Origin of the sequence: Mesorhizobium marinum, assembly GCF_040813675.1 — a bacterium.
Lineage (GTDB): Bacteria > Pseudomonadota > Alphaproteobacteria > Rhizobiales > Rhizobiaceae > Mesorhizobium_K > Mesorhizobium_K marinum.
This window is the reverse complement of the sequence record NZ_JBFOCI010000002.1, coordinates 991,397-1,015,023: the sequence shown is the minus strand read 5'-3', so window position 1 is coordinate 1,015,023 and position 23,627 is coordinate 991,397. Positions and strand designations below refer to the sequence as shown.

Genomic DNA, 23,627 nt, shown 5'->3' with positions numbered 1-23,627 from the left:
AGCGCGAGCTTTCCCTCCCCCTTGCGGGGAGGGTGGCGAGCGGAACGAGCCGGCCAGGCGCCCAGCGTTCCTTTCCCGGCCAGTCGCTGGTGATGGGCTCCCTGCCCGCCGCGCTACTTCCCGAACCGCGGCGAACCGTGATGCTGGGCGATCTTCCAGTCGCCGCCCTCTCTGACCAGCACCCAGGTCATTCGATAGGGGCTGGGCTGGTCGCCGTCGGCGAAGTCGACATGGCCTGCGGTGACCGCCACGGCGGGCGCGACCTCGCGCACCTCCGGCATCGGATATGACCGCACCCGCACGCCCGGCGGCCGGCGCCCGAAATAGGCCCTGATCGCGTCGCGGCCGCGCTGCAGTTCGTCGACCGAGCCGAACAGCAGCGCCGCCTCGGTGTAGAGCGCCATGTGGCGGTCGAGGTCGTGCGCGTTGAAGGCCGCGATCCACTCGGCGAGCAGCGCCTCGACGGTCGGGGTGGCGGTCATCGCGTCGTTCCTTTCCGCTCAGCCCAGCCGCGCCCGCGCCCGCGCGCTCCAGGCGTTGAACAGCCGGTCGGCGATGATGCCGATGAAGGCGATCGCCAGGCCGGCGACGATGCCGCGGCCGGAATCGGCCTTCGACAGGGCGATGAACACCTCCTGGCCGAGGTCGCGCGTGCCGATCATCGCGCAGATGATGATCATGGCGAGCGCCATCAGGATCGTCTGGTTGATGCCCAGCATGATCTCCGGCAGCGCCAGCGGCAGCTGGACCCTCCAGAAGGTCTGCCGCCTGGTGCAGCCCGACACGACCGCCGCCTCGATCAGCTGCGGCGAGACCTGCCTGATGCCGTGATTGGTGTAGCGGATCGCCGGCACCACCGCGAAGGCAACCGTGGCGATCATCGCCGTCACGTCGCCGACGCGGAACAGCATCACCACCGGGATGATGAAGCAGAACGACGGCAGCACCTGCAGCGTATCGATGATCGGGGTGATGATCTTCTCGAAGCGGTCGCTGCGCGAGGCCGCCAGGCCGAGAGGGATGCCGATCAGGCAGGCGATGACCACCGAGATGCCGCACAGATAGACCGTCGCCATGGTCTTTTCCCAGAGCCCGGTCACCGCGCAGAAGGCGGTCAGCGCCGCCACCAGGGCCGCGAGCCTGGCGCCGCCGAGCTGGTAGCCCGCGAGGCCGAGCAGGAAGACGGCGCCGAGCCAGGGAAATCCCTCGCAGAAGGCGCGCACCGGATTGAGCACGTAGAGGATGAGGAAGACTCGGAACGCCTCGATCGCGTCAAAGAAGTTGACGGTGATCCAGCTGACGGCGGCCTTCCAGGCCGGCGCGGTCGTGAAGGTGATGGCCTTGGGGACATCGTCGAAGAAGGGGATCGCCAGGCCGAGCAGCGTCGTCGCCGCCAGGATCACCAGGGCGAGCGTCAGGTTCGGGTTGCGCAGCCAGAACGCCTGGCCTTCGTTGATCTCGCCGTGTTGCTGGGACTGACGCCTCGCCGCCGCCTGGCTCAGACGGTCGAGGGCAATCGCCAGCGCGACGATGGCCAGCCCGGCCTCCATCGCCTCGCCCACCTTGAGTGCCCTCAGCGCCAGGAGCACGTCGTATCCGAGGCCGCCCGCGCCGATCATCGATGCGATGATGACCATGTTGAGGGCCAGCATGATCACCTGGTTGACGCCGACCATCAGGGTCGGCCGCGCCGAGGGCAGCAGCACCCGCCACAGCTTCTGCCGCGCCGTGCAGCCGGCCATCTCGCTGAATTCGTTGATCTCGGTGGGCACGCGCGACAGGCCGAGCATGGTGGCGCGCACCATCGGCGGCGTGGCGAAGATGGCGGTGGCGATCATCGCCGAGACCGGGCTGTTGCCGAACAGCAGCAGCATCGGGATCAGATAGGCGAAGGTCGGTATGGTCTGCATCAGGTCGAGTGCGGGAACCACGAACAGCTTCTCCGCCCATGGCCGCCGCCACGCCCAGATGCCCAGCAGCAGGCCGGTGAAGATGCAGAAGGGCACCGCGATGGCGATCAGTCCGAGGGTCAGCATCGCGCTCGTCCACTTGCCGAACAGCGCGATGTAGAGGAACAGGCCGCCGGCCAGCGCGCCGAGCTTCCAGCCGCCAAAGGCGCGGCCTGCGAAGAAGGCGGCGGCGCAGACGCCGACCCAGGAGAGGCGCGGCAGTTCGACCGCGGCCGCGCCGGAACCGACCTTGAAGCCTTTCGCCAGCAGGTCGAGCGCGAAGTTTAGCGGCACGCCGAGGACGGCTGTGATGGACCGCGTGAGCCAGCTCAGATTGACCTTGAGCCAGGTCATCACGACGCTGATCCAGTCGGCGACCGGCACGACGGCGGATGCCGGATACTTCACCGCCCAGGCAATGCTGTCGCGGGCCAGGAACACAACCAGGGTGGCCGCCAGCGCAGCCGCCCAGATCGCCAGCCATGTCTGCGCCGGACGCGCGGGTTGCCGGGCGGCGTCGGCCGCGACGGTCACGCCTGCGCCTCGCCCGGAGCGCCAGCCAGCAGTTCGATCACGGCGTCCGGCGTCACCTCGCCGATCGCGGCGCCATCGCCGTTCACAACCGCGAAGGGCTTCCTCGCCGCCACGATCTGCGCCGAGAAGCTGGCGATCCTTGCGTCGGGCGACACCTCGCCGGCGGACTGCGACTTGCCGCGCGGTCGCATGATGCTGCGCGCGGAGATCACCTTGGCGCGCTGTACGTCGCGGGTGAATTCGGCGACGTAGTCGGTCGCCGGCTTCACCACCAGTTCTTCCGGCGTTCCGATCTGGATGACCTCGCCGTCCTTCATGATGGCGATGCGGTCGGCAAGACGGATCGCCTCGTCGAAGTCGTGGGTGATGAAGACGATGGTCTTCTTGAGGACCGACTGCAGTCGCATCAACTCGTCCTGCATCTCGCGCCGGATCAGAGGATCAAGGGCCGAAAACGGTTCGTCGAGGAACCATATCTCCGGTTTGGTCGCCAGGCTGCGCGCGATGCCGACGCGCTGCTGCTGGCCGCCGGAAAGCTCGCGCGGGTAGAAATGCTCGCGGCCGCGCAAGCCGACGAGTTCGATCACCTCCCTGGCGCGCGCTTCGCGGGCGGCGCGGTCCACGCCCTGGATCGACAGCGGAAACGCGATGTTCTCCAGCACGTTGAGGTGCGGCAGCAGCGCGAAGTTCTGGAACACCATGCCCATGCGGTGGCGGCGCAGTTCGATGAGCTCCTTTTCGGAGATCGACAGCAGGTCCTTGCCCTCGAACTCGACCTTTCCGTAGGTCGGCTCGACCAGCCGCGACATGCAGCGCACCAGCGTCGACTTGCCGGAACCCGACAGGCCCATGATGATGAAGATCTCGCCCTGGCGGATCTCGAGATCGACCGCCCGGGCCGCGCCGACCAGTCGCGCCTCGACGAGCTCGGCCGAACTCGCCTTGCCGTTGCGCTGGCGGATGAATTCCGAAGCGCCCGCGCCAAAAAGCTTCCAGACGTTTCTGCAGGCAAGCTTGACGGGACGAGCATCGACCGATTTGCCCGCAGCCGCCGGGCCAGATGCGTTCGTCATGCGCGGCCTTTCACCATGTGCGTCCAACGATGACGGCCCCGATCGTCACCCGAACGGGGCCGTTTGTCCACGGCAGTCCCAGCCTACTGGGCCCAACCCTTCCATTTGGCTTCGTTGGCCGCGATCCACTCGGCCGCGACGTCCTCGGGCGACTTGCCGTCGAGATCGACCTGGCCGCTCATGGCGTTCAGCTCGTCGGAGCTGAGCGAATAGTTCTTGGCGACCTTGTAGGCCACCGGCCATTTGTCCTTCATGCCGGCCCAGGCGTACTTGTAGATCTCGCCGAAAGGCTTGCCGCAGTCATAGGCTGCGTCCTTGTTGATGCCCCACGACGGATCGGCGTAGCACTCGGCCGTGTATTCCGGGAATTCGACCCACTCGCCCTTGTACTTGGCCGGGGCCCAGTGCGGCGAATAGATCCACAGCATGATCGGCGCCTGCCGCTGGTAGGCGGACTCGAGCTCCGCGAACATCGCCGCGTCGGTTCCGGCGTGGATGACCGTGAACGGCAGGCCGAGCGCGACGACGCGCTCGTCGTCGAAGCCTTCCCACGTCACCGGGCCGCCGAGGTAGCGGCCGTTCGGCGCCGTCTCCGGCGTCGAGAACGCTTCGGCGCATTTCGGGTCCTTCAGCGCCTCCCAGTTGGGCAGGCCCGGGCATTTCTCCTTCATGTATTCCGGGTACCACCACTCTTCCTTCGCCTTGGGGCCGAGCGGCCCGAGGCGTTCCGTCTGGCCGGTCGCGTCGGAGGCTTTCATCGCCTCGCCCGCCGTCGTGTCCCAGAACTCCATGGCGAGCGACAGGTCGCCATTGGTCAGGCCCGTGGTAAGGCTCGAGAGGTAGTCGGCGGTCGGATACTCGACCGTGTAGCCGAGCTTCTCGAGGATGCCTCCGATGATCTTGGCGTTCAGGTTGACGCTGGTCCAGTCGAAGAGGGCGATCTTGATCGGATCGCTCGATTCAGGCGCCTGCGCGCGTGCGGCCGGCGCAAAAAGGAGACCTGCCGCCGCAAGCGCGGCAGCGCTCATTCCCAACAACTTGGCTTTCATGCTGTGCTCCCATTGTACGAACTGCTGTAGTCACGTTCCCCATGAGGCGCCTTTGTCGGCGCTTCGTTCGCGGCTGGCCCGCGCTTTTTCATGTTATGAAAATTTATATACCAACAACCCGGACGCGCAATGCCAGAAGTGCATCGCAGCGCCTTTCGTCGAGAACGGATCGGGTCAGTGGAGGCTGGCCGCCTTCGCCGTCCCGGCCGCGGCGGTGGGGTGCAGCTGTCCGCCCGCGATCTTGAGCGGGGCGGGATGCCCAAACAGGAAGCCCTGGAACACGTCGCAGCCGGCTGCCCTGAGGAGCGTCGCCTGGTTCTCCGTCTCGACGCCCTCCGCGATCGCGTGGACGCCGAGCGCCCGCGACAGGCCGACGATGGTCGAGACGACGGCGCCCGAGTTCTGGTCGGTATCGATGCGGCTGACGAAGGAGCGGTCGATCTTCAGCTTGTGGATCGAAAAATCGACCAGATAGCTGAGGTTCGAATAGCCGGTGCCGAAATCGTCCACGGCAACCGAAATGCCCATCGCGGTCAGTTGCTTGAGGATTGCCTCGGCCCGGCCGCGATCCTGCATCATCGCCGTCTCGGTCAGCTCGAGCTCCAGGCGTCGAGGGTCGATGCCCGTCTCGCGCACGATGTCGCCGACCATGCCGACAAAGTCACGCGTCACGAATTGGACAGCCGAGATGTTGACGGCAACGAAACAGTCGTCGGGCAGGTGGCGCGCGTCGGCGCAGGCTTTCCTGAGAACCCATGCGCCGATCGGCCCGATCATGCCGGTCTCCTCGGCGATCGGGATGAACTCCATCGGCGGGATCATGCCGCGCTCGGGGTGCTTCCAGCGGATCAGCGCCTCGTAGCCGACCGTCCTTCCCTTCATCAGGTCGATCTGCGGCTGGTAGTACAGGTCGAAATCGCCGCGCTCGAAGGCCGGATGCAGCTCGGCTTCGATCCACTGGCGATAGTCGGCCACCTTGCCGATCTCGGGATGGAACACCGCCCAGTTGCCGATCCCCGCAGCGCGCGCGTTCTGCAGGGCGAGATTCGAGCGGCGCAGCAGCAGGACCGGATCGTCGCCGTCCTTCGGCATCGCGACAATGCCGACCGAAACACCGATCGACTGCTGGTGGGTCGAGAGTTGGTAGGGCTCCATCAGTTCGGCGATCAGCCGTTCCGCGATGACGTCCATGGACATGTTGAAATAGGAGTCGGGGTAGAGCACGGCGAACTCGCCGGCCCCTATGCGGCCGATCAGAACGGCGTCGGGCAGGCTGGCCTTCAGCCGCTGCGCGAAGGCCCGCACAAGCTCGTCGCCCTTGCCGAAGCCGATCGCCTCGTTGACCTGCTTGAAGCGGTCGATTTCGATGTCGATCAGGAAAACCGGCTCGCCCGTCCTCAATGTCGACTGCGCCGCTTCGGCGATCCTGGCGATCATGGCAGGGCGCGAAAGCATCCCGGTCAGCTTGTCGAACTGCGTCTCCTTGACGACATAGCCTACGGATTCGTCGACGCCGGCGAAGAACGACATGGCCGCTCCGCCCGCCGCAAGCGCGCACAGCGCCGCCAGCACCGCGCCGATCGCCTCGGCCGGCAGGCCCGCCACGCCGTCTCCGAACCCGAACCGGAGGCCCCAAAGCCCCAGGATGAAGCTGCCAAGACTGGCGCTTGCGATGGTGATCAGCCGGAACACCGGGCTGCGGTTGGGATTGGCGACTGCGGGCATGCGCGAGATCCAGCTTCTGCCGCAGGACTAGCAGTTCCGTTCTTAGATTCGGTTTGGCCAACATCTCGAATTTTAACGACCGGCTCCCACGTCGGCGTCCGAATTGCCGCCACCTGTTGCAGAAAGGGAATGGAAAGCGTTGCGCGCATAGGCTAGTCCCCTACGTCAACGATGTCGGTGTCAGGCAACGAATTGAGCACATCCGTCGCAGCAGCCCCGGGAACGGCGCTGGCGGCGTCCCTGCTGCGCAGGGCGCTCGCCCTGGTCGCCATGCTGGTGCTCGTCGCCGGCTGCGCCACGGTCGGGGAGCCTACGCAGGTCCAGGCGCCGCCGCCCGGATCGCCGGAAAAATACGCGGCGCTGGTCGTCGACGCGTCGAACGGCAAGACCCTCTATCAAGTCAACGCCACCGCACAGCGATATCCGGCTTCGCTGACCAAGATGATGACGCTCTATTTGCTGTTCGAGGCGCTGGACCAGGGCCGCGTGTCGATGGCGACCGAACTGCCGGTATCGTCGTTCGCCGCGCGCCAGCCGCCGTCCAAGATCGGGCTCAAGGCCGGACAGACGATCGACGTGGAGAGCGCGATCCTCGTGCTTGCCGTCAAGTCGGGCAACGATGTCGCGGTCGCGGTTGCCGAATCCCTCGGCGGCACCGAGGAACAGTTCGCCGACCTGATGACCGCCCGCGCGCGCCAGCTCGGCCTGTCCGGCACGGTATTCCGCAACGCGTCCGGGCTGCCCGATCCCGACCAACACACGACGGCACGCGACATGGCGATGCTCGGCGCCGCGCTGCGTTCGCGCTTCCCGCAGTACTATCACTACTTCTCCCGCCGCGACTTCACATTCCGCGGGCGGCTCGTTCGAGGCCACAACGACATGATCGGCCGCGTCGATGGCGTCGACGGCATCAAGACCGGCTACATCAAGGCATCGGGCTACAGCGTGGTCACGTCGGTGAAGCGGGGTTCACGCCGCCTCATCATCGTCGTGATGGGCGCCGACAGCGCACGCGCCCGCAACGCGCATGTCGAGGAACTGATCGACAGGTACATGGGCCAGCCGAAGCCGACCGGCAACCTGCTTGGGGCACTCTCGCCCTTCGATTGATGCTCGCCGGAACTGGCCGGCTAGAAGCGCGTTTATCTCTCCGCTGAATACCGAGCGGAGATCACGGCCATGGACCAGAGCCTTCACAACGAACGCGACAGGGCGGAGCGCATGCTGTTCGGCAGCACGGTCTGCGTCAGGACCGGCGACAACACAACGCGCGCCGTCAAGTCAGTGAAGGGCGCCTGCGAGGTGCTGATCGACTGGCCGCATGCCCGGCGCGGCCCGGTCTACCAGTCGACCATGGAGGTGCTGCAGGCGGCACTGGCCGGCAAGGCGTCGGTCGAGGAAGCGCACGACGCCTTCCTTGCCTTCGCCAGCCATGCCGACGTGCTCGTCACATAGGGATCGATCGGATGAGACATCAGGCTGAAACCGGCGCCGCCGGCAGGCCCGGGCCTGCCCCTGACCCCTTCCCAGGCCCGCCGTCGGAACCCATGCCGCCCGAACCGGCGCCGCCGCCCGGCCCTATACTGGTGCCGCCAGTCAGGCGGTAGGCCCAGGACTTGACCGCGACTGCGCGGTGTTGCCTGACTATGCCGGCTCCGCGAAGACCTGCGCGCGGTGGATGCGGACAAAGCCGCGCTCGCCGGCGGTCGCGGATGTTTCGGGGGCAACATCGAGTTCGACCTGATCGCCGCTTTCGGTCCTCGCCAGAATGCGCCGGCCGTCCGGCCGGTCGATGACGCGAGATACGGTCGCGGCGATGCCCGGCCCGACCGCGGACCAGTCGAGGTCGCGCGGCCGCAGGTAGACGCTGGCACGCCCGTCGGCAAATCCGGACGCATCCACCTCGGCGCCGTCGACCGTCGCCCGGCCGTTCACGACGTCGGCGCGGATCCGGTTGGCGTCGCCGAGGAAATTCAGCACGAAGGCGGAGCCGGGCGTGCGGCAGACCGCTTCCGGCGTGCCCTCCTGCACGATCTTGCCCTCGTTCAGGATGACGACGCGGTCGGCAAGGTCGAGCGCCTCCTCCTGGTCGTGCGTCACGAACAGAGTGGTGATGCCCAGCTCATCGTGGATCTCGCGAAGCCAGCGGCGCAGGTCGCGCCTGACATTGGCGTCCAGCGCGCCGAACGGCTCGTCAAGCAGCAGCACCTTCGGATCGACGGCAAGCGCGCGCGCCAGCGCGACGCGCTGGCGCTGGCCGCCGGAAATCTGGTTCGGGAACCGTTCGCCGAGCCCCTCCAGCTTGACCAGCCGCAGCAGGTCGGCCACGCGCGCCGCCATCTCCGCCTTCGTTCGCCTGACCTTCGACACCTTCATGCCGAAGGCGATGTTGTCGGCCACCGTCATGTGCGGGAACAGCGCGTAGTGCTGGAAGACGAAGCCGACGCCGCGCTCGCGCACCGGGATGTCCGTGGCGTCCTGGTCGCCGAAGTGGATGTGGCCTCCGTCGGCAAATTCGAGTCCGGCGACCATGCGCAGGATCGTCGTCTTGCCCGAACCCGACGGTCCGAGCAGCGCCACCAGTTCGCCGCTGCCGATATCCAGGGAAACGCCGTGCACGGCGCGGAACGTGTCGAAGGTCTTCACGACATTGTCGAGGCGGATTCTCATGGCGTAGCGACCCTGGCTGGTTCCGGCTTGGCGGGTGACGGTGCTGCGAGCGAGGGGCGGCCGCCGCGGCCTGCGCCCCGCCGCTCCAGCAAGAGCTTGGCGACAATGGTGACGATGGCGAGCACCGTCAGGATGGAGGCTGCGGCGAAAGCCCCCACGGTGTTGTAGTCGTGGTAGAGCAGTTCGACGTGGAGCGGCAGCGTGTTGGTCTGGCCGCGAATGTTGCCGGACACCACGGAGACCGCGCCGAACTCGCCCATCACGCGGGCGTTGCAGAGCACGACTCCGTAAAGCAGCGCCCAGCGGATGTTGGGCAGGGTTACCGAAAAGAAGGTGCGCCAGCCCGACGCTCCGAGCGACGTCGCCGCCTCCTCCAGGTCGCGGCCCTGCGCCTGCATCAGCGGGATGAGTTCGCGCGCCACGAAGGGCGCGGTGACGAACATCGACGCCAGCACGATGCCGGGAAGCGCGAACAGGACCTTGACGCCGGCGGCGTCCAGCGCCGGACCGAACAGGCCCTGCAGCCCGTAGACGAACAGATAGGCGACGCCGGCCACGATCGGCGAGATGGAAAACGGAATCTCGATAACGACGAGCAAGAGCCGCTTGCCGCGGAAGTCGAACTTGGTGATCGCCCAGGCGGCGGCCAGTCCGAACGCCGTGTTGATCGGGACCGCGGTCAGCGCGGTGGCAACCGTCAGCCAGATGGCGTGGCGGGTGTCCGGCAGCGCGATCGTCGCGGCGAAGACCTCGACGCCCCGAGAGAAGGCCTGGACGAGGATGACGGCCAGCGGCGCGAAGATGAGCAGCGCGCCGACGACCAACACCGATGCGATCAGCGTCCGCCGGACGGCGGGGCTGTCGCCGACGCGCGGCGGTTTGCGGGCATGCGACGCGGTCATGCGCGGGCCCCGCTCATGTAGCGCAGCGCGCGGGCCTGCAGGAGATTGGTCGCGGCAAGCATGGCAAAGGCGGTCAGGAGCAGCACCGAGGCAATCGCCGCAGCCGCCTGGTAGTCGTATTCCTCGAGCCTGATGAAGGCGAGCAGCGCGGTGATCTCGGTCTCGTAGGGCTGGTTTCCGGCGATGAAGATGATGGCGCCGAACTCGCCGAGGCTGCGCGCGAAGGACAGCGACACCCCGGCCAGCAGCGCGGGTCCCAGCAGCGGCAGGATGACCCGCGTGAAGATTGCCGCATCGCTGCCGCCCAGCGTCTGCGCGGCTTCCTCCAGCGCCGGGTCGAGGTCCTCCAGCACCGGCTGCACCGTGCGCACGATGAAGGGCAGGCTGGTGAAGCTCATCGCGATCATGATGCCGAGCGGCGTGTAGGCGACCTCGATGCCGATGCGGGCAAGGATCGAGCCGAACCAGCCGTTCTCGGCGAACAGCGCGGTGAGCGCGATGCCGGCAACCGCGGTCGGCAGCGCGAACGGAAGATCGACCAGGGCGTCGACCAGCCGGCGGCCCGGAAAGCGATAGCGGACGAGAACCCAGGCAAGCGCCATGCCGAAGACGAGATTGAAGGCGGTGGCCGCAAGTGCGGCAAGCGCCGTGACGCAATAGCTGGCCACCGCGCGCGGCGAAGAGACGATGCGCCAATAGTCCTCGGGCCCGAGGCTCGCGGCCTTGAACGCCAGCGCGCCGAGCGGCAGCACGACGATCAGGGCGACGTAGAACAGGGTTATCCCAAGCGACAGTGCAAGCCCGGGCAGGACGCGGCGTTTCAACGGAAAACCCTCACCAACAGGTGCGGCCGGCAGGCCATGTCGCCCGCCGGCCGTCAATGACGTTGCCGATTGTCAGGTCAACGGTCGCCGTAGATCTGGTCGAGCAGCCCGCCCGAGGCGAAATGCTCCTCCTGGACCTTGGCCCAACCGCCGAAGACGTCGTCGACAGTCACCAGCTTGACCTCGGGAAACTGGTCCTTGAACTCGTCGACCACCACCTCGTCATGCACCCGGTTGCCGTTCTCGGCGAGGATCTTCTGGCCCTCCGGCGTGTAGAGGAATTCGAGGTACTGCTTGGCGATTTCGCGCGTGCCGTGCTTGTCGGCCACCTTGTCAACGATGGCGACGGGGAATTCCGCAAGCAGGCTGACCGAGGGCGTCACGCGCTCGAACCGGTCCTCGCCGAACTCCCTGGCGATGCCGCGCGTCTCCGATTCGAAGGTGATCAGGACGTCGCCGACCTCGCGCTCGACGAAGGTCGTCGTGGCGGCGCGGCCGCCGGTGTCGAACACCGGCACGTTGGCGAATATCTTGGCTACGAACTCCTTCACCTTCGCCTCGTCGCCGCCGAAGGCGCCGAGCGCGTAGGCGGTGGCGGCGAGATAGGTGTAGCGGGCGTTGCCCGACGTCTTGGGATTGGGGAAGATCACCTTCACGTCGTCGCGGACGAGGTCGTCCCAGTCCTTGATGCCCTTGGGGTTGCCGGCGCGCACGAGGAAGGACGGCAGCGAATAGAAGGGCGACGCGTTGTTGGGGAAGTCCTGCTGCCAGTCGTCCGAGACGAACCCGTTCTTCACCAGGAAGTCGATGTCGGTGGTCTGGTTGAAGGTCACCACGTCCGCCTCGAGCCCCTCGACGATGGCGCGCGCCTGCTTCGAGGTGCCGGCATGGGACTGGTCGATCGTGATGTCCCGGCCGGTCGCTTCCTTGTATTTCGGCGCGAAGGTCGCGTTGACCTCGGCGAAGAGCTCGCGGGCGATGTCGTAGGACGCGTTGAGCAGCTTGTCCTGCGCGCTGGCCGGACCGGCGGCGAGGGCGGCAAGCGCGGCGCCGACGAGAATGAGGCGTTTCATGGTGGCTCCTGATGGACCGATGATTTTGCCGCAATCTAGTCGAGGCGCCTGCCGGGCAAGAGGCATCGTCCTCCCCAAACATGGCGCGCCAGTAGAATATTCTTCCCCGGAGCGGCGGGTACCGACAGTTTTCGCAGTGCGGATTGCCGGAAGGCGCTCGTGCGTCCTAGCAACGTCCGGCCCTGCGGCTGAAATGGCGCGAAGCGAGCCAGCCCGCCAGTCCGGCTGCCACGCCGATGGCCAGTCCGACCAGCAGGCGCTGGTGGCTGTGGAGCGCAGCGCCGAGGATCTGCTCGGCGCCAAGGCCGAACAGATAGCCGATCCCGACGAAAAGAACCGTCCAGATGAATGCGGAAACGGCGTTGAGGACGACGAATTTCAGCGCGGGAATGCTGGAGAGGCCGGCCGCGACCCCGCCGAGCAGGCGAAAGCCATAGACGTAGCGGTTGCCGATCACGTAGAGCGCGGGATGGCGCTGCATCAGGCCGAAGGCCCGGTCGAAGCCAGGCCGCTGGCGCAGGCGCCCGACAAATGCCGTGTCGGCGAAGCGGCGTCCGCAGAGGAAGAACAGGGCGTCGCCGCCGAAGGCGCCGAGAAACACGGCCGTGAAGGCCTGCCACGGCGCGAACACGCCCTGGTGCACGAAGAAGCCGCAGAGGATCGCCGCCGTCTCGCCCTCGGCAAGCGATCCGGCGAAGGCGGCGACCAGGCCGTACTGCTCGATCAGGCGATGGATGGTATCGCTCATCATCGGTGCCGTCCCGACAGGCTCCCGGGTCCGCGTGCCATTTGACACCGCTCCGCCCGGCATGTTCTATGCGACGCGATCACGCCTGCAAGACCTGAAATGCTTCTGGAGACTGCCCGTGAAGAAGACCTACGCGAAACCCACCCTTTCCTTGAAGGGCGCGCTTGCCGCCGTCACCGCTCAGAACAACGGCGCAGCCATCGCCTCCGGCCAGGTCAAGCCGGGTTGACGCCCGCGCCCGGGCAGCGGAGATGCCCGGGCCTTCCACGCCGATTGCTCAATACGTCTTGGCGCCGTTGACCATCAACCGCACCATGTAGAGCGACGTGGTGCCCGTGATGTACAGGCAGTTGCGCTTGGCGCCGCCGAAGCACACATTCGCGACCACCTCCGGCACCTTCACCTTGCCGATCAGCGTGCCGTCCGGCGCGTAGCAGTGCACGCCGTCGGCGGCGCTCGTCCAGATATTGCCCTGTTCGTCCAGCCGGAAGCCGTCGAACAGGCCGGCGGTGCAGTCCGCGAACACCTTGCCGCCGCGAACCTTCTTGCCGCTTGAGGTAACCGAGAATACCCGCATGTGCGCCGGATGGTCGGGCACGTGCGTGCGCCCGGTGTCGACCACGTAGAGCCTGGATTCGTCGAGCGAGAAGGCGAGGCCGTTCGGCCGCACCATGTCGGTGATGACGGCGTCGACCTTTCCGGTGCCCGGATCGACACGGTAGACGTAGCACGCGCCGATCTCGCTTTCGGCCTTGTCGCCCTCATAGTCGGTGTCAATGCCGTAGGACGGATCGGTGAACCAGATCGAGCCGTCCGACTTCACGACGACGTCGTTGGGCGAGTTCAGGCGCTTGCCCTGCCAGCGGTCGGCGATGGTGGTGACCGAACCGTCGAACTCGGTGCGGCTGACGCGGCGGCCCGAATGCTCGCACGACACCAGCCGTCCCTGGCGGTCGACCGTGTGGCCGTTAGTGTTGCCGCAGGGCTGGCGGAACACGCTGACGTTTCCGCTCGTCTCGTCGTAGCGCAGGATGCGGTTGTTCGGGATGTCCGACCAGACGAGATAGCGTCCGGCGGCAAACCAGGCCGGCCCCTCCGCCCACAGGCAGCCCGTGAAGAGCCGGCTGACATGCGCGTTTCCATTGATCAGTTTTGCGAAGCGCGGATCGAGGATTTCGTAGTCGCTAGCCGGCATGTGTCCCTCCAGATTTTTTTGTCGGCCCCGATACCGCGGCCCGGATGCGTCGCTCGTGCAGCGGCGACGGAATGCGCCGCGCCCGCATCACGCAGTAGATGTGAAGGATATCGAGCGGCTTTGACAAGACCGAACCGCGCCGCCGCCGCGAAAGTCGCGGTCGTGCTAGCCCACGGTGGCCAGCGTGGCCGTCACTCGTCGGGGCGCCACTGCGGTAGCGGGATCTTTACGCCGTCGGTCGGCAGGAACGCATTGGCGCTGATCGGCGCGCCGGCCTCCGGATCGATCGTATCGGCCTGCTCGATGACCGCGGCGATCGACGTGCCGGTGTCGGTGACGCTGCCGGGGCCCCGATAGGTGGCGGCGAGTTCGGATGCCGGGGCCGGAGCGGCAAGCACGGCGCGGCATTCCTTCGGCAGGCTCGCCATCGTCATGAGGTCGCGGGCCTTGGGCGCGTCGGGATCCTTGTTGGGACGCCACGGCTCCTCGGTGAACCACCATGCCAGCGACTTGTCGCAGCCGTCGCCCGGCGTGGTGGCGGCCTGTTTCTTGCAGCCCGGCGAGCCCGGCTGGCAGCCGATGCGGATGTGGAAATGCGAATCGTGGCCCCAGAACGGCCGCACCTTGCGCAGCCACGTCCGGTCGCCCGTCACTGTGTCGCAGAGCTTCTTCTTGATGCCGGGATGGACGAGGATGCGCTCAACCTCGGGATAGCTTGCCGCGCGTCTCAAAAGCCGCATATGGGCGGGCGTCCAGACCTTGTCGTCGACGGTCAGCCCCTTCTTCTTGATCATCGACACCGAACTGATCTTCTCGCGCTCGGCCACCGTCAGCGGGCGGGCCGGCATCGGCGTCAGCCAGATGTCGGCGTCGAGGCCGATCTGGTGCGAGGCATGGCCGGTCAGCATCGGCCCGCCGCGCGGCTGCGAGATGTCGCCGATCAGCAGGCCGGGCCAGCCGTCCTTGGCAGCGGCGTCGCGCGACAGCTTCTCGACGAGGGCGATCATCGTCGGGTGTCCCCAGCGGCGGTTGCGCGACAGCCGCATCGCCTGCCAGGTCGGACCATCGGTCGGGATCGCCACGCCGCCGGAAAAACAACCTTTCGAATAGAAGCCGTAGGATTTCGCCGGCAGGGCGGCGGGCAGCGGCTCGTGGCCGAACAGGTTCTTGGCGAGTTCCTCGGCGCGCGCCGGGGCCGCATCCACGGCCGCCATCGCCATGACCGACGCCACGACCGCGGCGAACCCGGTGACGGATTTCAGGAAGCTTCTCATGGGCTGTCCCAGCTTTCGTCTGCGGCCCAAACCTGGACCTCGGTGGTTACCCGTTCGTACACGCCGACTGCCGCGTCCGAATCATACCACTTTCCAGCCCGTGCTTCGACCGTCCAGGGCTAGAAGCGCTTGATCGGGCTGCGCGCGTCGCCTTCGCCATCGCCCGCCCAGCTGCCGTCCGCCCACATGCCGTCGAGCGCCGCGCGGTAGTCGGGATAGCGGAACCGATAGCCGGCCGCCTTGATCGCCGCGTTCGAAACGCGCTTGTTCTCGCCATAGAATGACCGCGCCATTGGCGAAAGTTGGGCAGAGGCGAAAGGAATTTCGGGGGGCGCCTCGACATTCATCAGCGCGGCCGCATGGGCCACCACGTCCTGCGGCGGCGCCGGCAGGTCGTCGGTGACGTTGAAAACACCGCCCTGCCCGTCATCGGCAAGGCGCCACAGCGCGCCGGCAATGTCGGCGACATGGATCCGGTTGAACACCTGGCCGGGTTTGACCAGACGCTTGGCGGTGCCGTTCCGCAGGTTGACGAAGGCGTTCCGGCCCGGCCCGTAGATGCCCGAAAGCCGAAGCAGCGCGGTCGCAACGCCGGTTTCCTGTCCGAAATCGAGCCACGCCCGCTCGGCGCGAACGCGCTGGCGCGAGCGGCCGGAAACGGGTCGGCATTCGCTGGTTTCGTCGACCCAGTCTCCGCCGTGGTCGCCATAGACGCCGACGGTCGAGAGATAGCCGAGCCAGCGCAGCTTCGGAGCGAGCCCGGCGAGCCGCCCGGCGGTGGCGGCGAGCACGGGATCGCCGCCCTCGTCCGGGGCGATCGAGACGACGAGGTGGGTCGTCTCCTTCAGCGCGGCGACGAGGTCCGGCGACAGCGTCTTGCCGTTGAAGTGCAGTGGCTCGATGCCGGCGCGGGCGAGCGCGTCCGCCTTTTCGTGGGAACGCGTGGTGCCGGCGAAGCCCACGGGCCGGTCGGCTCGCGCGCCGGCGAAAGCCCGCGCCGAGTAGCCGGCCCCGAAGATGAAGAAGCGCGATGTCATGCAAGTCTCTCCAGCGCGACGGTCCATTCCGCCCTGACGTCGGCGTCCGGATCGACAATGTCGCCGGCAAGCCCGATCAGTTCGTCCCGGGCCGACAGCCGCGACAGCGCCCACACCGCCGCGCCGCGCACCAGCGACGACGGGTCGGCCAGCAATTCCCGGCATTGCGGAACGAGCGAAGCATCGCCCGAATTCCCGGCCGCGATCAGCACGTTGCGCAGGAAGCGGTCGCGACCGATCCGTTTGACGGGCGAGCCCGCGAAGAGCGTCCTGAACGCTGCGTCGTCGAGCGCCAGGAGGTCGCCGAGCCTCGGTTCGCGCAGGTCGCCGCGGGCGGCGAGCTTCGCTTCCGAGGCCTGTTTCGCGAACTTGTTCCATGGGCAGGCGGCCAGGCAGTCGTCGCAGCCGTAGATGCGGTTGCCGATCGCGACTCTGAACTCGCGCGGGATCGGCCCCTTGTTCTCGATGGTGAGGTAGGAGATGCAGCGGCGCGCATCGAGCCTGTACGGCGCGGGGAATGCGTCGGTCGGGCAGGCGTCGAGGCAGGCGCGGCAGGATCCGCAACGATCCTCTTCCGGCTCGTCCGGCTCGATGTCGGCGGTCGTGAAGATCGAGCCCAGGAACAGCCAGGAGCCGAAGTCGCGGCTGACGAGGTTGGAGTGCTTGCCTTGCCAGCCGATGCCGGCCGCCTCGGCGAGCGGCTTTTCCATGACCGGCGCGGTATCGACGAACACCTTCACGTCGCCGCCCGCCTGCGCGACGATGCGGCCGGCGATCGTCTTCAGCCGTCCCTTGATGACGTCGTGATAGTCCCGATTCCGCGCGTAGACGGAAATGGCGCCGCGGTCGCGCCTGGCGAGCGTTTCGCGCGGGTCGGCCTCCGGGCCGTAGTTCATGGCCAGCACCACGATCGAGCGCACCTCCGGCCACAACGCGCGGGGGTTGGCGCGCCGCTCCAGCGTTTCGGCGAGCCAACCCATCGAGCCGTGCATTCCCTCGGCCACGAACTGCCTCAGCCGGGCCGGGGCAAGCGGGATCGAATCGGGCGTGGTCACCGCCACCGCGTCGAAGCCGGCGCGCTTCGCGTCGCGGTCGATCATCCGCCGCAGCGCATCGCCGCCGGGCGGCTTGCTAGAAGTCGAGGTCCGCATAGTGAGCCACCGGGGAAAGACCCCGCACCCGGTCGGCGAGCAGCGGCCGGAAGGACGGCCGCGATTTCATGCGCGTGTACCATTCGCGCGCCGCCGTATGCCCGCTCCAGTCGATCTCGCCGAGATAGTCGAGGATGGAGAGCGTCGCCGCGGCGGCGAGATCGGCATAGGTAATGCGCGGCCCGGCCAGCCAGTGGCGCGTGCCGGCCAGCCAGTTGGTGTATTTCATGTGTTGGCGCACATTGGCGCGCGCCGCGCGGATGGCCGACGAATCGGGCGAGCCGCCGCCCAACGCTTCCGGCATGAGCGGCTTCAGCACGCGTTCGCGCACGAGGTGACGCGTCACCTCGCTCTCGGTCTTGACGAGGTACCAGTCGCAGAGGCGGCGGATCTCGGCGCGATCGAGCGGATCCTCGGCAAGCAGCCGGCGGTCCCGCTTCAGCACGCCGCGCGTCTCGTCGAGATATTCGGCGATGACATGCGCGCCGATGATCGGCACGTCGCCCTCGGCCAGCAGCACCGGCAGGGTTCCGGCGGCGTTCAGCGCCAGGAACTCCTTGCGGCGCGTCCACGGCTTTTCCTCGATCAGCGAAAGCTCTTCGTTGAATTCGCCGAAGGCAAGGCGAACGAAACGGCAGGTCGCGAACATGGGATGGTGAAAAAGCGTCAGCATGGTCCGGCGTGTGAGAACGAAAATGCGTCTGGCCTAGAGGCGGCCGCGCCGCTAAATGTGCAACGCCCCGATTCCAGGGGAGCCTCGGCCGCCCGACCTATAGGGCCGGTTCCGGCGTGTGACAAGCAATAGCGGCCTCCGCTGGAGATTGCGGGCATGGACAACCAGACACTCGTCGACGCGCTGATGCTCGGCCTGCTCGAAGGGCTGACCGAGTTCATTCCGGTCTCCTCGACCGGCCATATCCTGCTCGCCGGCCACTTCCTCGGCTTCGAGTCGACCGGCAAGGCGTTCGAAATCCTGATCCAGCTCGGCGCGATCCTGGCGATCCTCACCGTTTATGCAGGACGCCTCCTGACGATCGCCGCCGATCTCCCGAGCAGCCCCCGGGCCCGGCGCTTCGTCATCGGCGTTCTGGTCGCCTTCCTGCCCGCCGCCGTCATCGGCGTCGCCGCGCACGGCTTCATCAAGACCGTGCTGTTCGAGACGCCAAAGCTGATCTGCGTCATGCTGCTGCTCGGCGGCGTGGTGCTGCTCTGGATCGATCGCATCCAGCTCAAGCCGAAATACCACGACGTCATGGATTTTCCGCTCTCGCTCTGCCTCAAGATCGGGCTGTTCCAGTGCCTTGCCATGATTCCGGGCACGTCGCGTTCGGGTTCGACCATCGTCGGCGCGCTGCTGATGGGAACCGACAAGCGCTCGGCCGCGGAATTCTCCTTCTTCCTTGCCATGCCCACCATGGCCGGCGCCTTTGCCTACGACCTCTTCAAGAACCGCGACGTGCTGTCGGCCGCCGACCTGCCCGTCATCGGCGTCGGCTTCGTGGCGGCCTTCGTGGCGGCGGTCATCGTCGTGCGCTATCTGCTCGACTACGTGTCGCGGCACGGCTACGCGCTGTTCGCCTGGTGGCGGATGATCGTCGGCGCGGTCGGGCTCGCCGCGCTGTTCATCTGGGGCTGAGTTCGGCCTAGAGGGCCAGGAACCCGCGCCGCAGGAGATCCACGGCCAAGAGCGTGATGCCGACGCGGAACCACTTGCGGAAGGTCTGTTCCGGCATCCGTTCCAGCATCCTGGTGCCGAAGACCGTCCCGAGAAAGCCCGACAGGATCATCGCCGCGACGAGCGGCAGCCAGGGGCCGAAGGCGAAGCCGGCGATCCCGAACACGACGATCTTGAGCAGGTGCTGGGTGGTCATCGCCACCGCGCTCGTGGCGATCAGCGCCTTGCGGTCGTTCTCCAGGAATCGCGCGAACAGGGCAGCCACCAGCGGGCCGGTCGCCCCCACCAGCATCGACAGGATCGCCAGCCCGACGCTGGCGATGGCGAGGCCTGCCCGGCTCAGCCGGTCGATGCCCGGGATCTTCGACCATGTCAGCACAAGGATGAAGCCGCCGAGGACAAGCTTCAGCAGCGCGTCGGGCAGCTGGATGACGAGGAAGACGCCGAGGACTGCGCCGACGATGCTGCCGGCGATGAAGGGTTTCGCCACGTCCAGGCGTACGTTGGCGCGCTGGTGCCAGGCGCGGCCCGAGTTCGAGCCGAGCTGGACCGCGCCGTGCACCGGGATCACCGAGGCGACCGGAACGAACAGGCCCATCAGGGCCAGCATCGCCAGGCCGCCGCCGATGCCGAACGCCGCGGTGATGGCGGAAGTGAAGAAGCTGGCGACGACGAGAAGGCCGGCGACCCAGGGCTCGATGCCCCCCGGCAGGAAGGCGGCCGCCTCCATGCCGGTCGCTGCTCAGGCTTCGCTTCGATGCGTGAACTGGCCGGCGGCGCGGTAGCGCCAGAGGTAGCTCGGCAGGATCGAGGCGGTCGACTGCGGCTGGATGCCGATGCCCTGCAGCGTGCGCCCCGTCGTTTCGGCGTCCTGCGACACCACGTTGTCGGACTTCAGCAGGATCACCTGGTCGCGCGTCAGCGGCGGGTTGGGCAGCAGCCCGAGCACCGCGCCCTTGAGTTCGGCGATCCACCACGGCACCGGCGCCAGCATCCGCCGGCGGTCGATCACCTCCAGCATCTCCTCCATGCAGTCCCGGAAGGTCATCACGTTCGGCCCGCCGAGTTCATAGATGCGACCGCCTTCGACGCGGCCATCGACTGAGCGCGCGATGGCCTCGGCCACGTTGCCGACGAAGACCGGCTGGAACTTGGTCCGGCCGCCGCCGATCAGCGGCAGCACCGGCGAAAATCGAGCCATGCCCGCGAAACGGTTGAAGAACTGGTCTTCCGGGCCGAACACGACGGACGGACGGACCACGACCGCGTCGGCGACGGTTTCGAGCACGGCCTTCTCGCCGAGCGCCTTGGTGCGGCCGTAGACCGAGGGCGACCTGGCGTCCGCGCCGATCGCCGAACCGTGCGTCAGCCTGGCGCCGACGGCCTTCGCCGCCTCGGCAACGGTCCGCGCGCCCTCATGCTGAACGGCCTCGAAGCTCTGCGCGCCGGACTGGTGGAGGATGCCGACCAGGTTCACGACATGGCTGGCGCCCTCGACGGCGCGCTCGACCGACCAGCGCGCGCGCAGGTTGGCCTGCACCGGCTGGATCTGGCCGACATTGCCGAGCGGCTGGACATGGCCGGCGAGCTCGGGCCGCCGCGTTGCCACGCGGATCAGGTAGCCGCGCTTGGCCAGCGCCCGCACGACATGCCTGCCGATGAAGCCCGAGCCGCCGAAAACGGTGATGAGTTTCGGGGTCTCGATGATTTCGGTCATGGCTGGCTCCGCTCACGCCTGCGTGGTCTTGCTTGAAGCCCGTCTCATAGAGGCTTTCACCGCAGGATGGAAGCGTTGCGGTGACTGCCTGGGACGATCCGCGACGCGCATCCCAAACCACGCATGGGTGGTTGACGGGCGGCGCCATCCTCGCCGGCAACGCGGAAAACCCCGCCGGGGGCGGGGCTTTCCGGGCTGCGGGATCCCGACGCGTTCGGGTCCCGCGCCGATGCGGTTGCTCTCGAATGTGTCGTCCGGCGACGGCAAAAGGTTCACGGGTTGCGCTCTGCGCCCTCAGCCGCGTTCGGCAAAGGCGGCGATCCGCCTGACGACGTCGACGGGAACGTCGAGCCCGAGCGCCTTGGCCAGGAGACCGGCCTTGCCGCGCGACGCGCCTGGGACATGCACCCGGTATTCGAAGGCGAGGCGATCGAGCTGCGCCTTGAGGCGGACGGCGAATTGCGGGTCGATCAGGCCCGGTGCGATGGCGAGCAGGAAGAGGCCGGTCGCCGGGCTCTCCGCCCCCGTTTCGAACGACGGCGCGTCGAGCGACCAGTTGGCGCCCGACAGCCCGGCCGCCAGCACCTCCACCATCAGGGCGACATTGGCGCCGCGGTTGCCCCCGAAAGCGAGCAGCGCTCCCTTCATCGCGGCGACGGGGTCGGTGGTCGGCCTGCCGCCGGCGTCGAGCGCCCAGCCGGCGGGGATTTCGCGCCCCTCCTCGGCGGCCCGCCTGACGTTGACGAAGGCGGTCGAGCTCGACGACTGGTCGATGACGAGCGGCACGCCGTCCTCGACGGGCGCGGCGAACGACATCGGGTTGGTGCCGTAGACAGGCTTGGTCGAACCGGCGCCGGCCATCAGCGCCGGCCCGTTGGTGGCAGCGAAAGCGACAAGCCCCTCACTCGCCAGCCGTCCGGTGAAGTAGCCGAGCTCGCCGCAGGTGAAGGCGTTCTTCTGCACGAAGATCGCCACCCCGAAGAGACGCGCCGCTTTGCCGAAATCGTTGAACGCCCGGTCGAAGCCGGTATGCGCGGCTCCGCCCCCGGCGTCGGAGACGAAGACGGCGAGCGCTGGCCTGGTTATGACCGGCTCGGCGTGGCCGTCGAGGCGGCCCGTCTCGAGCGCGTCGAGATAGTCGAGGAAGTGGTAGAGGCCGACCGAAGCGACACCCTTGGCTTCGGCCGCGACGACCGACCTGGCGAGCGCCGTGGCCGTCTCCGCATTGGCCCCCGCCGCACGCGCCGCGCCCTCGCAGAGCGCGATCGCTTCAGCCAGATCCAGTCGGACCGTTTCGGCCATCCCCTATCCCAGTCTCGTCGGTATCCGGGCCTCAAGCTTGCGAAAGGCATACACCAGGATCCCGGTGATGCACAGATAGACGACCGCAAGCAGCAGCAGCGGCTCGTAGACGATGAAGGTGGACTGGCGAACGCGCGAGGCGACGGCATATATGTCGACCACCGTGATGGTGGCAACCAGCGGCGTCGCCTTGAGCTGCAGCACGGTCTCGCCGGCCAGCGTCGGCAGGGCGCGGTAGGTCGCCTGCGGCAGCCATATCCGCCGGAAGACCTTCCAGCGGCTCATGCCGAAGGCGCGCGCCGCCTCGAGCTGGCCGCGCGCGACGCCGGCGAAGGCGCCGCGCATGACCTCGCCTTCGTAGGCGGCGTAGGAGATGGTCAGCGACAGCACCGCGTAGGGCCAGGCCTGCCGCAGATACGGCCACAGGAACGATTCGCGCACCCAGGGGAACTGCGGAAACAGCGAGCCGAGCCCGTAGTAGAGGAACCAAAGCTGCAGCAGCAGCGGCGTGCCACGGACGACCGTGCAGAACCAGTAGGCCGGCCACGACAGCCAGCGCGGGCCGGTCACCTGGACGAGGCCGATCGGCACCGCGAGCAGGAAGCCGAGCGCGCAGGTCACAACGAGGATCCAGAGCGTGCGCCAGATGCCCTGCAGCGCCAGGCCGTAGTAGTCCGGCAGCCAGTCCCAGCGCATGAACATGGCGGCGCAGACGACCAGCACGATGCCGACGACGATCAGCCCGATGCGGTGCGGCTGCAGCCAGAGCGAGGCGCGCGCGCCGGCATCGACCAGTCGGGAGGCGGCCTGGTCCGACATCAGTGCGCCCCAGCCGGCATGCCGCGCCGCGCCCATTTCTCGATGCGCGCGATGATGACGTTGGAGAACAGCGTGATCAGCAGGTAGAGCGCGCCGGCCGCCAGGAAGAAGGTGAAGTAGGCCTTGGTCGTGCTGGCGGCGGTGCGCGTCTCCTGCGTCAACTCGTTGAAGCCGACGATGGCGAGCAGGGCCGTGTCCTTGGTGGCGATCAGCCAGAGATTGGCCATGCCGGGGATCGCGAACGGCAGCATCGCCGGCAGCGTGATGCGCCGCAGCATGAGCGCCGGCGACATGCCGAAGGCGCGCGCGGCCTCGATCTGCCCCTGCGGGATCGACAGGATCGCGCCGCGGATCACCTCGGTCGAGTAGGCGCCCTGCACGATCCCCAGGACGCAGATGCCGGCGACCAGCCCGTTAATGTCTATGCGCTGGTAGCCCAGGGCCTCCAGCAGACGGTTGATGAGGTCCGTTCCCGCGAAATAGAGCAGCAGGATCAGCACCAGTTCCGGCACGGCGCGGACGATCGTCGTGTAGAGTTCGAGCAGGTCGCGCAGCACCGGCCCGCCGTAGAGCTTGCCGAAAGCGCCGCCGATGCCGATGGCGATGCCGATGCCGTAGGCGCCGACGGCGATCAGGACCGAATTGGTCAGACCGCGAAGCAGGTTGCCGCCCCAGCCGGGCGGGCTCAGGGCAAGCAGGTCGAAGACACTGGCCTGCGCGAGGTGGATGAGCGCTTCGATCAGCCCGTTCCCCACTCTGGTTCGGCGCCGTCCCTTTCCGGGATCTGGTCGCCCGTTCCCCTCTGGATGCGAGACGCCGCCCCGGGGCGGCGGGGGGGGGGGGGGGGGGGGGGGGGGGGGGGGGGGGGGGGGGGGGGGGGGGGGGGGGGGGGGGGGGGGGGGGGGGG

23 protein-coding genes are annotated in these 23,627 nt (G+C 67.6%); 3 read left to right on the top strand and 20 right to left on the bottom strand.

Features of this window, described 5'->3' with window-relative positions:
- Positions 1–113: 113 nt before the first annotated feature.
- From ABUE31_RS10480 to ABUE31_RS10460, 5 genes are all read right to left on the bottom strand, one after another.
- Positions 114–482 (bottom strand): SgcJ/EcaC family oxidoreductase, encoded by a 369-nt coding sequence (locus ABUE31_RS10480; protein ID WP_367723475.1) that lies wholly within the window; start codon positions 480–482, stop codon positions 114–116.
- A gap of 18 nt (positions 483–500) precedes the next feature.
- Entirely contained in the window at positions 501–2,483 is a 1,983-nt protein-coding gene (locus ABUE31_RS10475; protein ID WP_367723474.1) for an ABC transporter permease, read from the bottom strand.
- Positions 2,480–3,556, bottom strand: a complete 1,077-nt coding sequence (locus tag ABUE31_RS10470) for a quaternary amine ABC transporter ATP-binding protein (protein WP_367723473.1) — start codon at positions 3,554–3,556, stop codon at positions 2,480–2,482. Before ABUE31_RS10470 ends, ABUE31_RS10475 begins: the two co-directional genes overlap by 4 nt.
- 83 nt (positions 3,557–3,639) lie before the next feature.
- Entirely contained in the window at positions 3,640–4,605 is a 966-nt protein-coding gene (locus ABUE31_RS10465; RefSeq protein ID WP_437344100.1) for an ABC transporter substrate-binding protein, read from the bottom strand.
- 174 nt (positions 4,606–4,779) lie between these two features.
- Positions 4,780–6,330, bottom strand: coding sequence for a putative bifunctional diguanylate cyclase/phosphodiesterase (locus ABUE31_RS10460; protein WP_367723472.1), 1,551 nt, complete (start codon positions 6,328–6,330; stop codon positions 4,780–4,782).
- Between the two features lie 270 nt (positions 6,331–6,600).
- On the opposite strand from ABUE31_RS10460, the gene ABUE31_RS10455 reads away from it, so the two are divergent.
- Positions 6,601–7,443, top strand: a complete 843-nt coding sequence (locus ABUE31_RS10455) for a D-alanyl-D-alanine carboxypeptidase family protein (protein WP_367723624.1) — start codon at positions 6,601–6,603, stop codon at positions 7,441–7,443.
- Between the two features lie 69 nt (positions 7,444–7,512).
- Positions 7,513–7,788, top strand: a complete 276-nt coding sequence (locus ABUE31_RS10450; RefSeq protein WP_367723471.1) for a DUF982 domain-containing protein — start codon at positions 7,513–7,515, stop codon at positions 7,786–7,788.
- 189 nt (positions 7,789–7,977) lie between these two features.
- Here ABUE31_RS10450 and ABUE31_RS10445 read toward each other — a convergent pair whose 3' ends face one another.
- The 10 genes from ABUE31_RS10445 to ABUE31_RS10395 all read right to left on the bottom strand — a co-directional run bounded on the left by ABUE31_RS10445 (position 7,978) and on the right by ABUE31_RS10395 (position 17,880).
- Entirely contained in the window at positions 7,978–9,003 is a 1,026-nt protein-coding gene (locus ABUE31_RS10445) for a sulfate/molybdate ABC transporter ATP-binding protein (protein ID WP_367723470.1), read from the bottom strand.
- Complete coding sequence (gene cysW, locus ABUE31_RS10440; protein ID WP_367723469.1) at positions 9,000–9,905, bottom strand: sulfate ABC transporter permease subunit CysW; 906 nt, start codon at positions 9,903–9,905, stop codon at positions 9,000–9,002. Before cysW ends, ABUE31_RS10445 begins: the two co-directional genes overlap by 4 nt.
- Positions 9,902–10,729: a sulfate ABC transporter permease subunit CysT gene (gene cysT / locus ABUE31_RS10435; protein WP_367723468.1), complete on the bottom strand. Its 828-nt coding sequence runs from the start codon at positions 10,727–10,729 to the stop codon at positions 9,902–9,904. The genes cysW and cysT overlap by 4 nt, the downstream gene beginning before the upstream one ends.
- A 77-nt stretch (positions 10,730–10,806) precedes the next feature.
- On the bottom strand, positions 10,807–11,802 hold the full coding sequence (locus tag ABUE31_RS10430) for a sulfate ABC transporter substrate-binding protein (RefSeq protein WP_367723467.1): 996 nt from the start codon (positions 11,800–11,802) through the stop codon (positions 10,807–10,809).
- Positions 11,803–11,968: 166 nt separating this feature from the next.
- Positions 11,969–12,550 (bottom strand): DedA family protein, encoded by a 582-nt coding sequence (locus ABUE31_RS10425; protein ID WP_367723466.1) that lies wholly within the window; start codon positions 12,548–12,550, stop codon positions 11,969–11,971.
- 277 nt (positions 12,551–12,827) lie between these two features.
- Positions 12,828–13,745 carry an SMP-30/gluconolactonase/LRE family protein gene (locus ABUE31_RS10415; RefSeq protein ID WP_367723464.1) on the bottom strand — a complete coding sequence of 306 codons (918 nt, stop codon included), beginning with the start codon at positions 13,743–13,745 and terminating at the stop codon, positions 12,828–12,830.
- Positions 13,746–13,936: 191 nt separating this feature from the next.
- Positions 13,937–14,965, bottom strand: coding sequence for a penicillin-insensitive murein endopeptidase (gene mepA / locus ABUE31_RS10410; protein ID WP_437344108.1), 1,029 nt, complete (start codon positions 14,963–14,965; stop codon positions 13,937–13,939).
- A 173-nt stretch (positions 14,966–15,138) separates the two neighbouring features.
- Positions 15,139–16,056, bottom strand: coding sequence for an SDR family oxidoreductase (locus ABUE31_RS10405; RefSeq protein WP_367723462.1), 918 nt, complete (start codon positions 16,054–16,056; stop codon positions 15,139–15,141).
- Positions 16,053–17,207 carry a tRNA epoxyqueuosine(34) reductase QueG gene (gene queG, locus ABUE31_RS10400; protein WP_367723461.1) on the bottom strand — a complete coding sequence of 385 codons (1,155 nt, stop codon included), beginning with the start codon at positions 17,205–17,207 and terminating at the stop codon, positions 16,053–16,055. The genes ABUE31_RS10405 and queG overlap by 4 nt, the downstream gene beginning before the upstream one ends.
- Positions 17,188–17,880, bottom strand: a complete 693-nt coding sequence (locus ABUE31_RS10395) for a glutathione S-transferase family protein (RefSeq protein WP_367723460.1) — start codon at positions 17,878–17,880, stop codon at positions 17,188–17,190. Before ABUE31_RS10395 ends, queG begins: the two co-directional genes overlap by 20 nt.
- Before the next feature lie 156 nt (positions 17,881–18,036).
- Between ABUE31_RS10395 and ABUE31_RS10390 the strand changes: the two genes are divergently transcribed.
- Positions 18,037–18,843, top strand: a complete 807-nt coding sequence (locus ABUE31_RS10390; protein ID WP_367723459.1) for an undecaprenyl-diphosphate phosphatase — start codon at positions 18,037–18,039, stop codon at positions 18,841–18,843.
- 7 nt (positions 18,844–18,850) lie between these two features.
- Here the strand turns inward: ABUE31_RS10390 and ABUE31_RS10385 are convergent, their stop codons facing one another.
- The 5 genes from ABUE31_RS10385 to ABUE31_RS10365 all read right to left on the bottom strand — a co-directional run bounded on the left by ABUE31_RS10385 (position 18,851) and on the right by ABUE31_RS10365 (position 23,475).
- On the bottom strand, positions 18,851–19,612 hold the full coding sequence (locus ABUE31_RS10385) for a sulfite exporter TauE/SafE family protein (RefSeq protein ID WP_367723458.1): 762 nt from the start codon (positions 19,610–19,612) through the stop codon (positions 18,851–18,853).
- Between the two features lie 12 nt (positions 19,613–19,624).
- Positions 19,625–20,599, bottom strand: coding sequence for a complex I NDUFA9 subunit family protein (locus tag ABUE31_RS10380; protein ID WP_367723457.1), 975 nt, complete (start codon positions 20,597–20,599; stop codon positions 19,625–19,627).
- Positions 20,600–20,893: 294 nt separating this feature from the next.
- Complete coding sequence (locus tag ABUE31_RS10375; RefSeq protein WP_367723456.1) at positions 20,894–21,901, bottom strand: Ldh family oxidoreductase; 1,008 nt, start codon at positions 21,899–21,901, stop codon at positions 20,894–20,896.
- 3 nt (positions 21,902–21,904) lie between these two features.
- Positions 21,905–22,720 carry an ABC transporter permease gene (locus ABUE31_RS10370; protein WP_367723455.1) on the bottom strand — a complete coding sequence of 272 codons (816 nt, stop codon included), beginning with the start codon at positions 22,718–22,720 and terminating at the stop codon, positions 21,905–21,907.
- A complete protein-coding gene (locus tag ABUE31_RS10365) occupies positions 22,720–23,475 on the bottom strand; it encodes an ABC transporter permease (RefSeq protein WP_437344099.1) in 756 nt (251 codons plus the stop codon). Before ABUE31_RS10365 ends, ABUE31_RS10370 begins: the two co-directional genes overlap by 1 nt.
- Between the last annotated feature and the right edge of the window lie 152 nt (positions 23,476–23,627).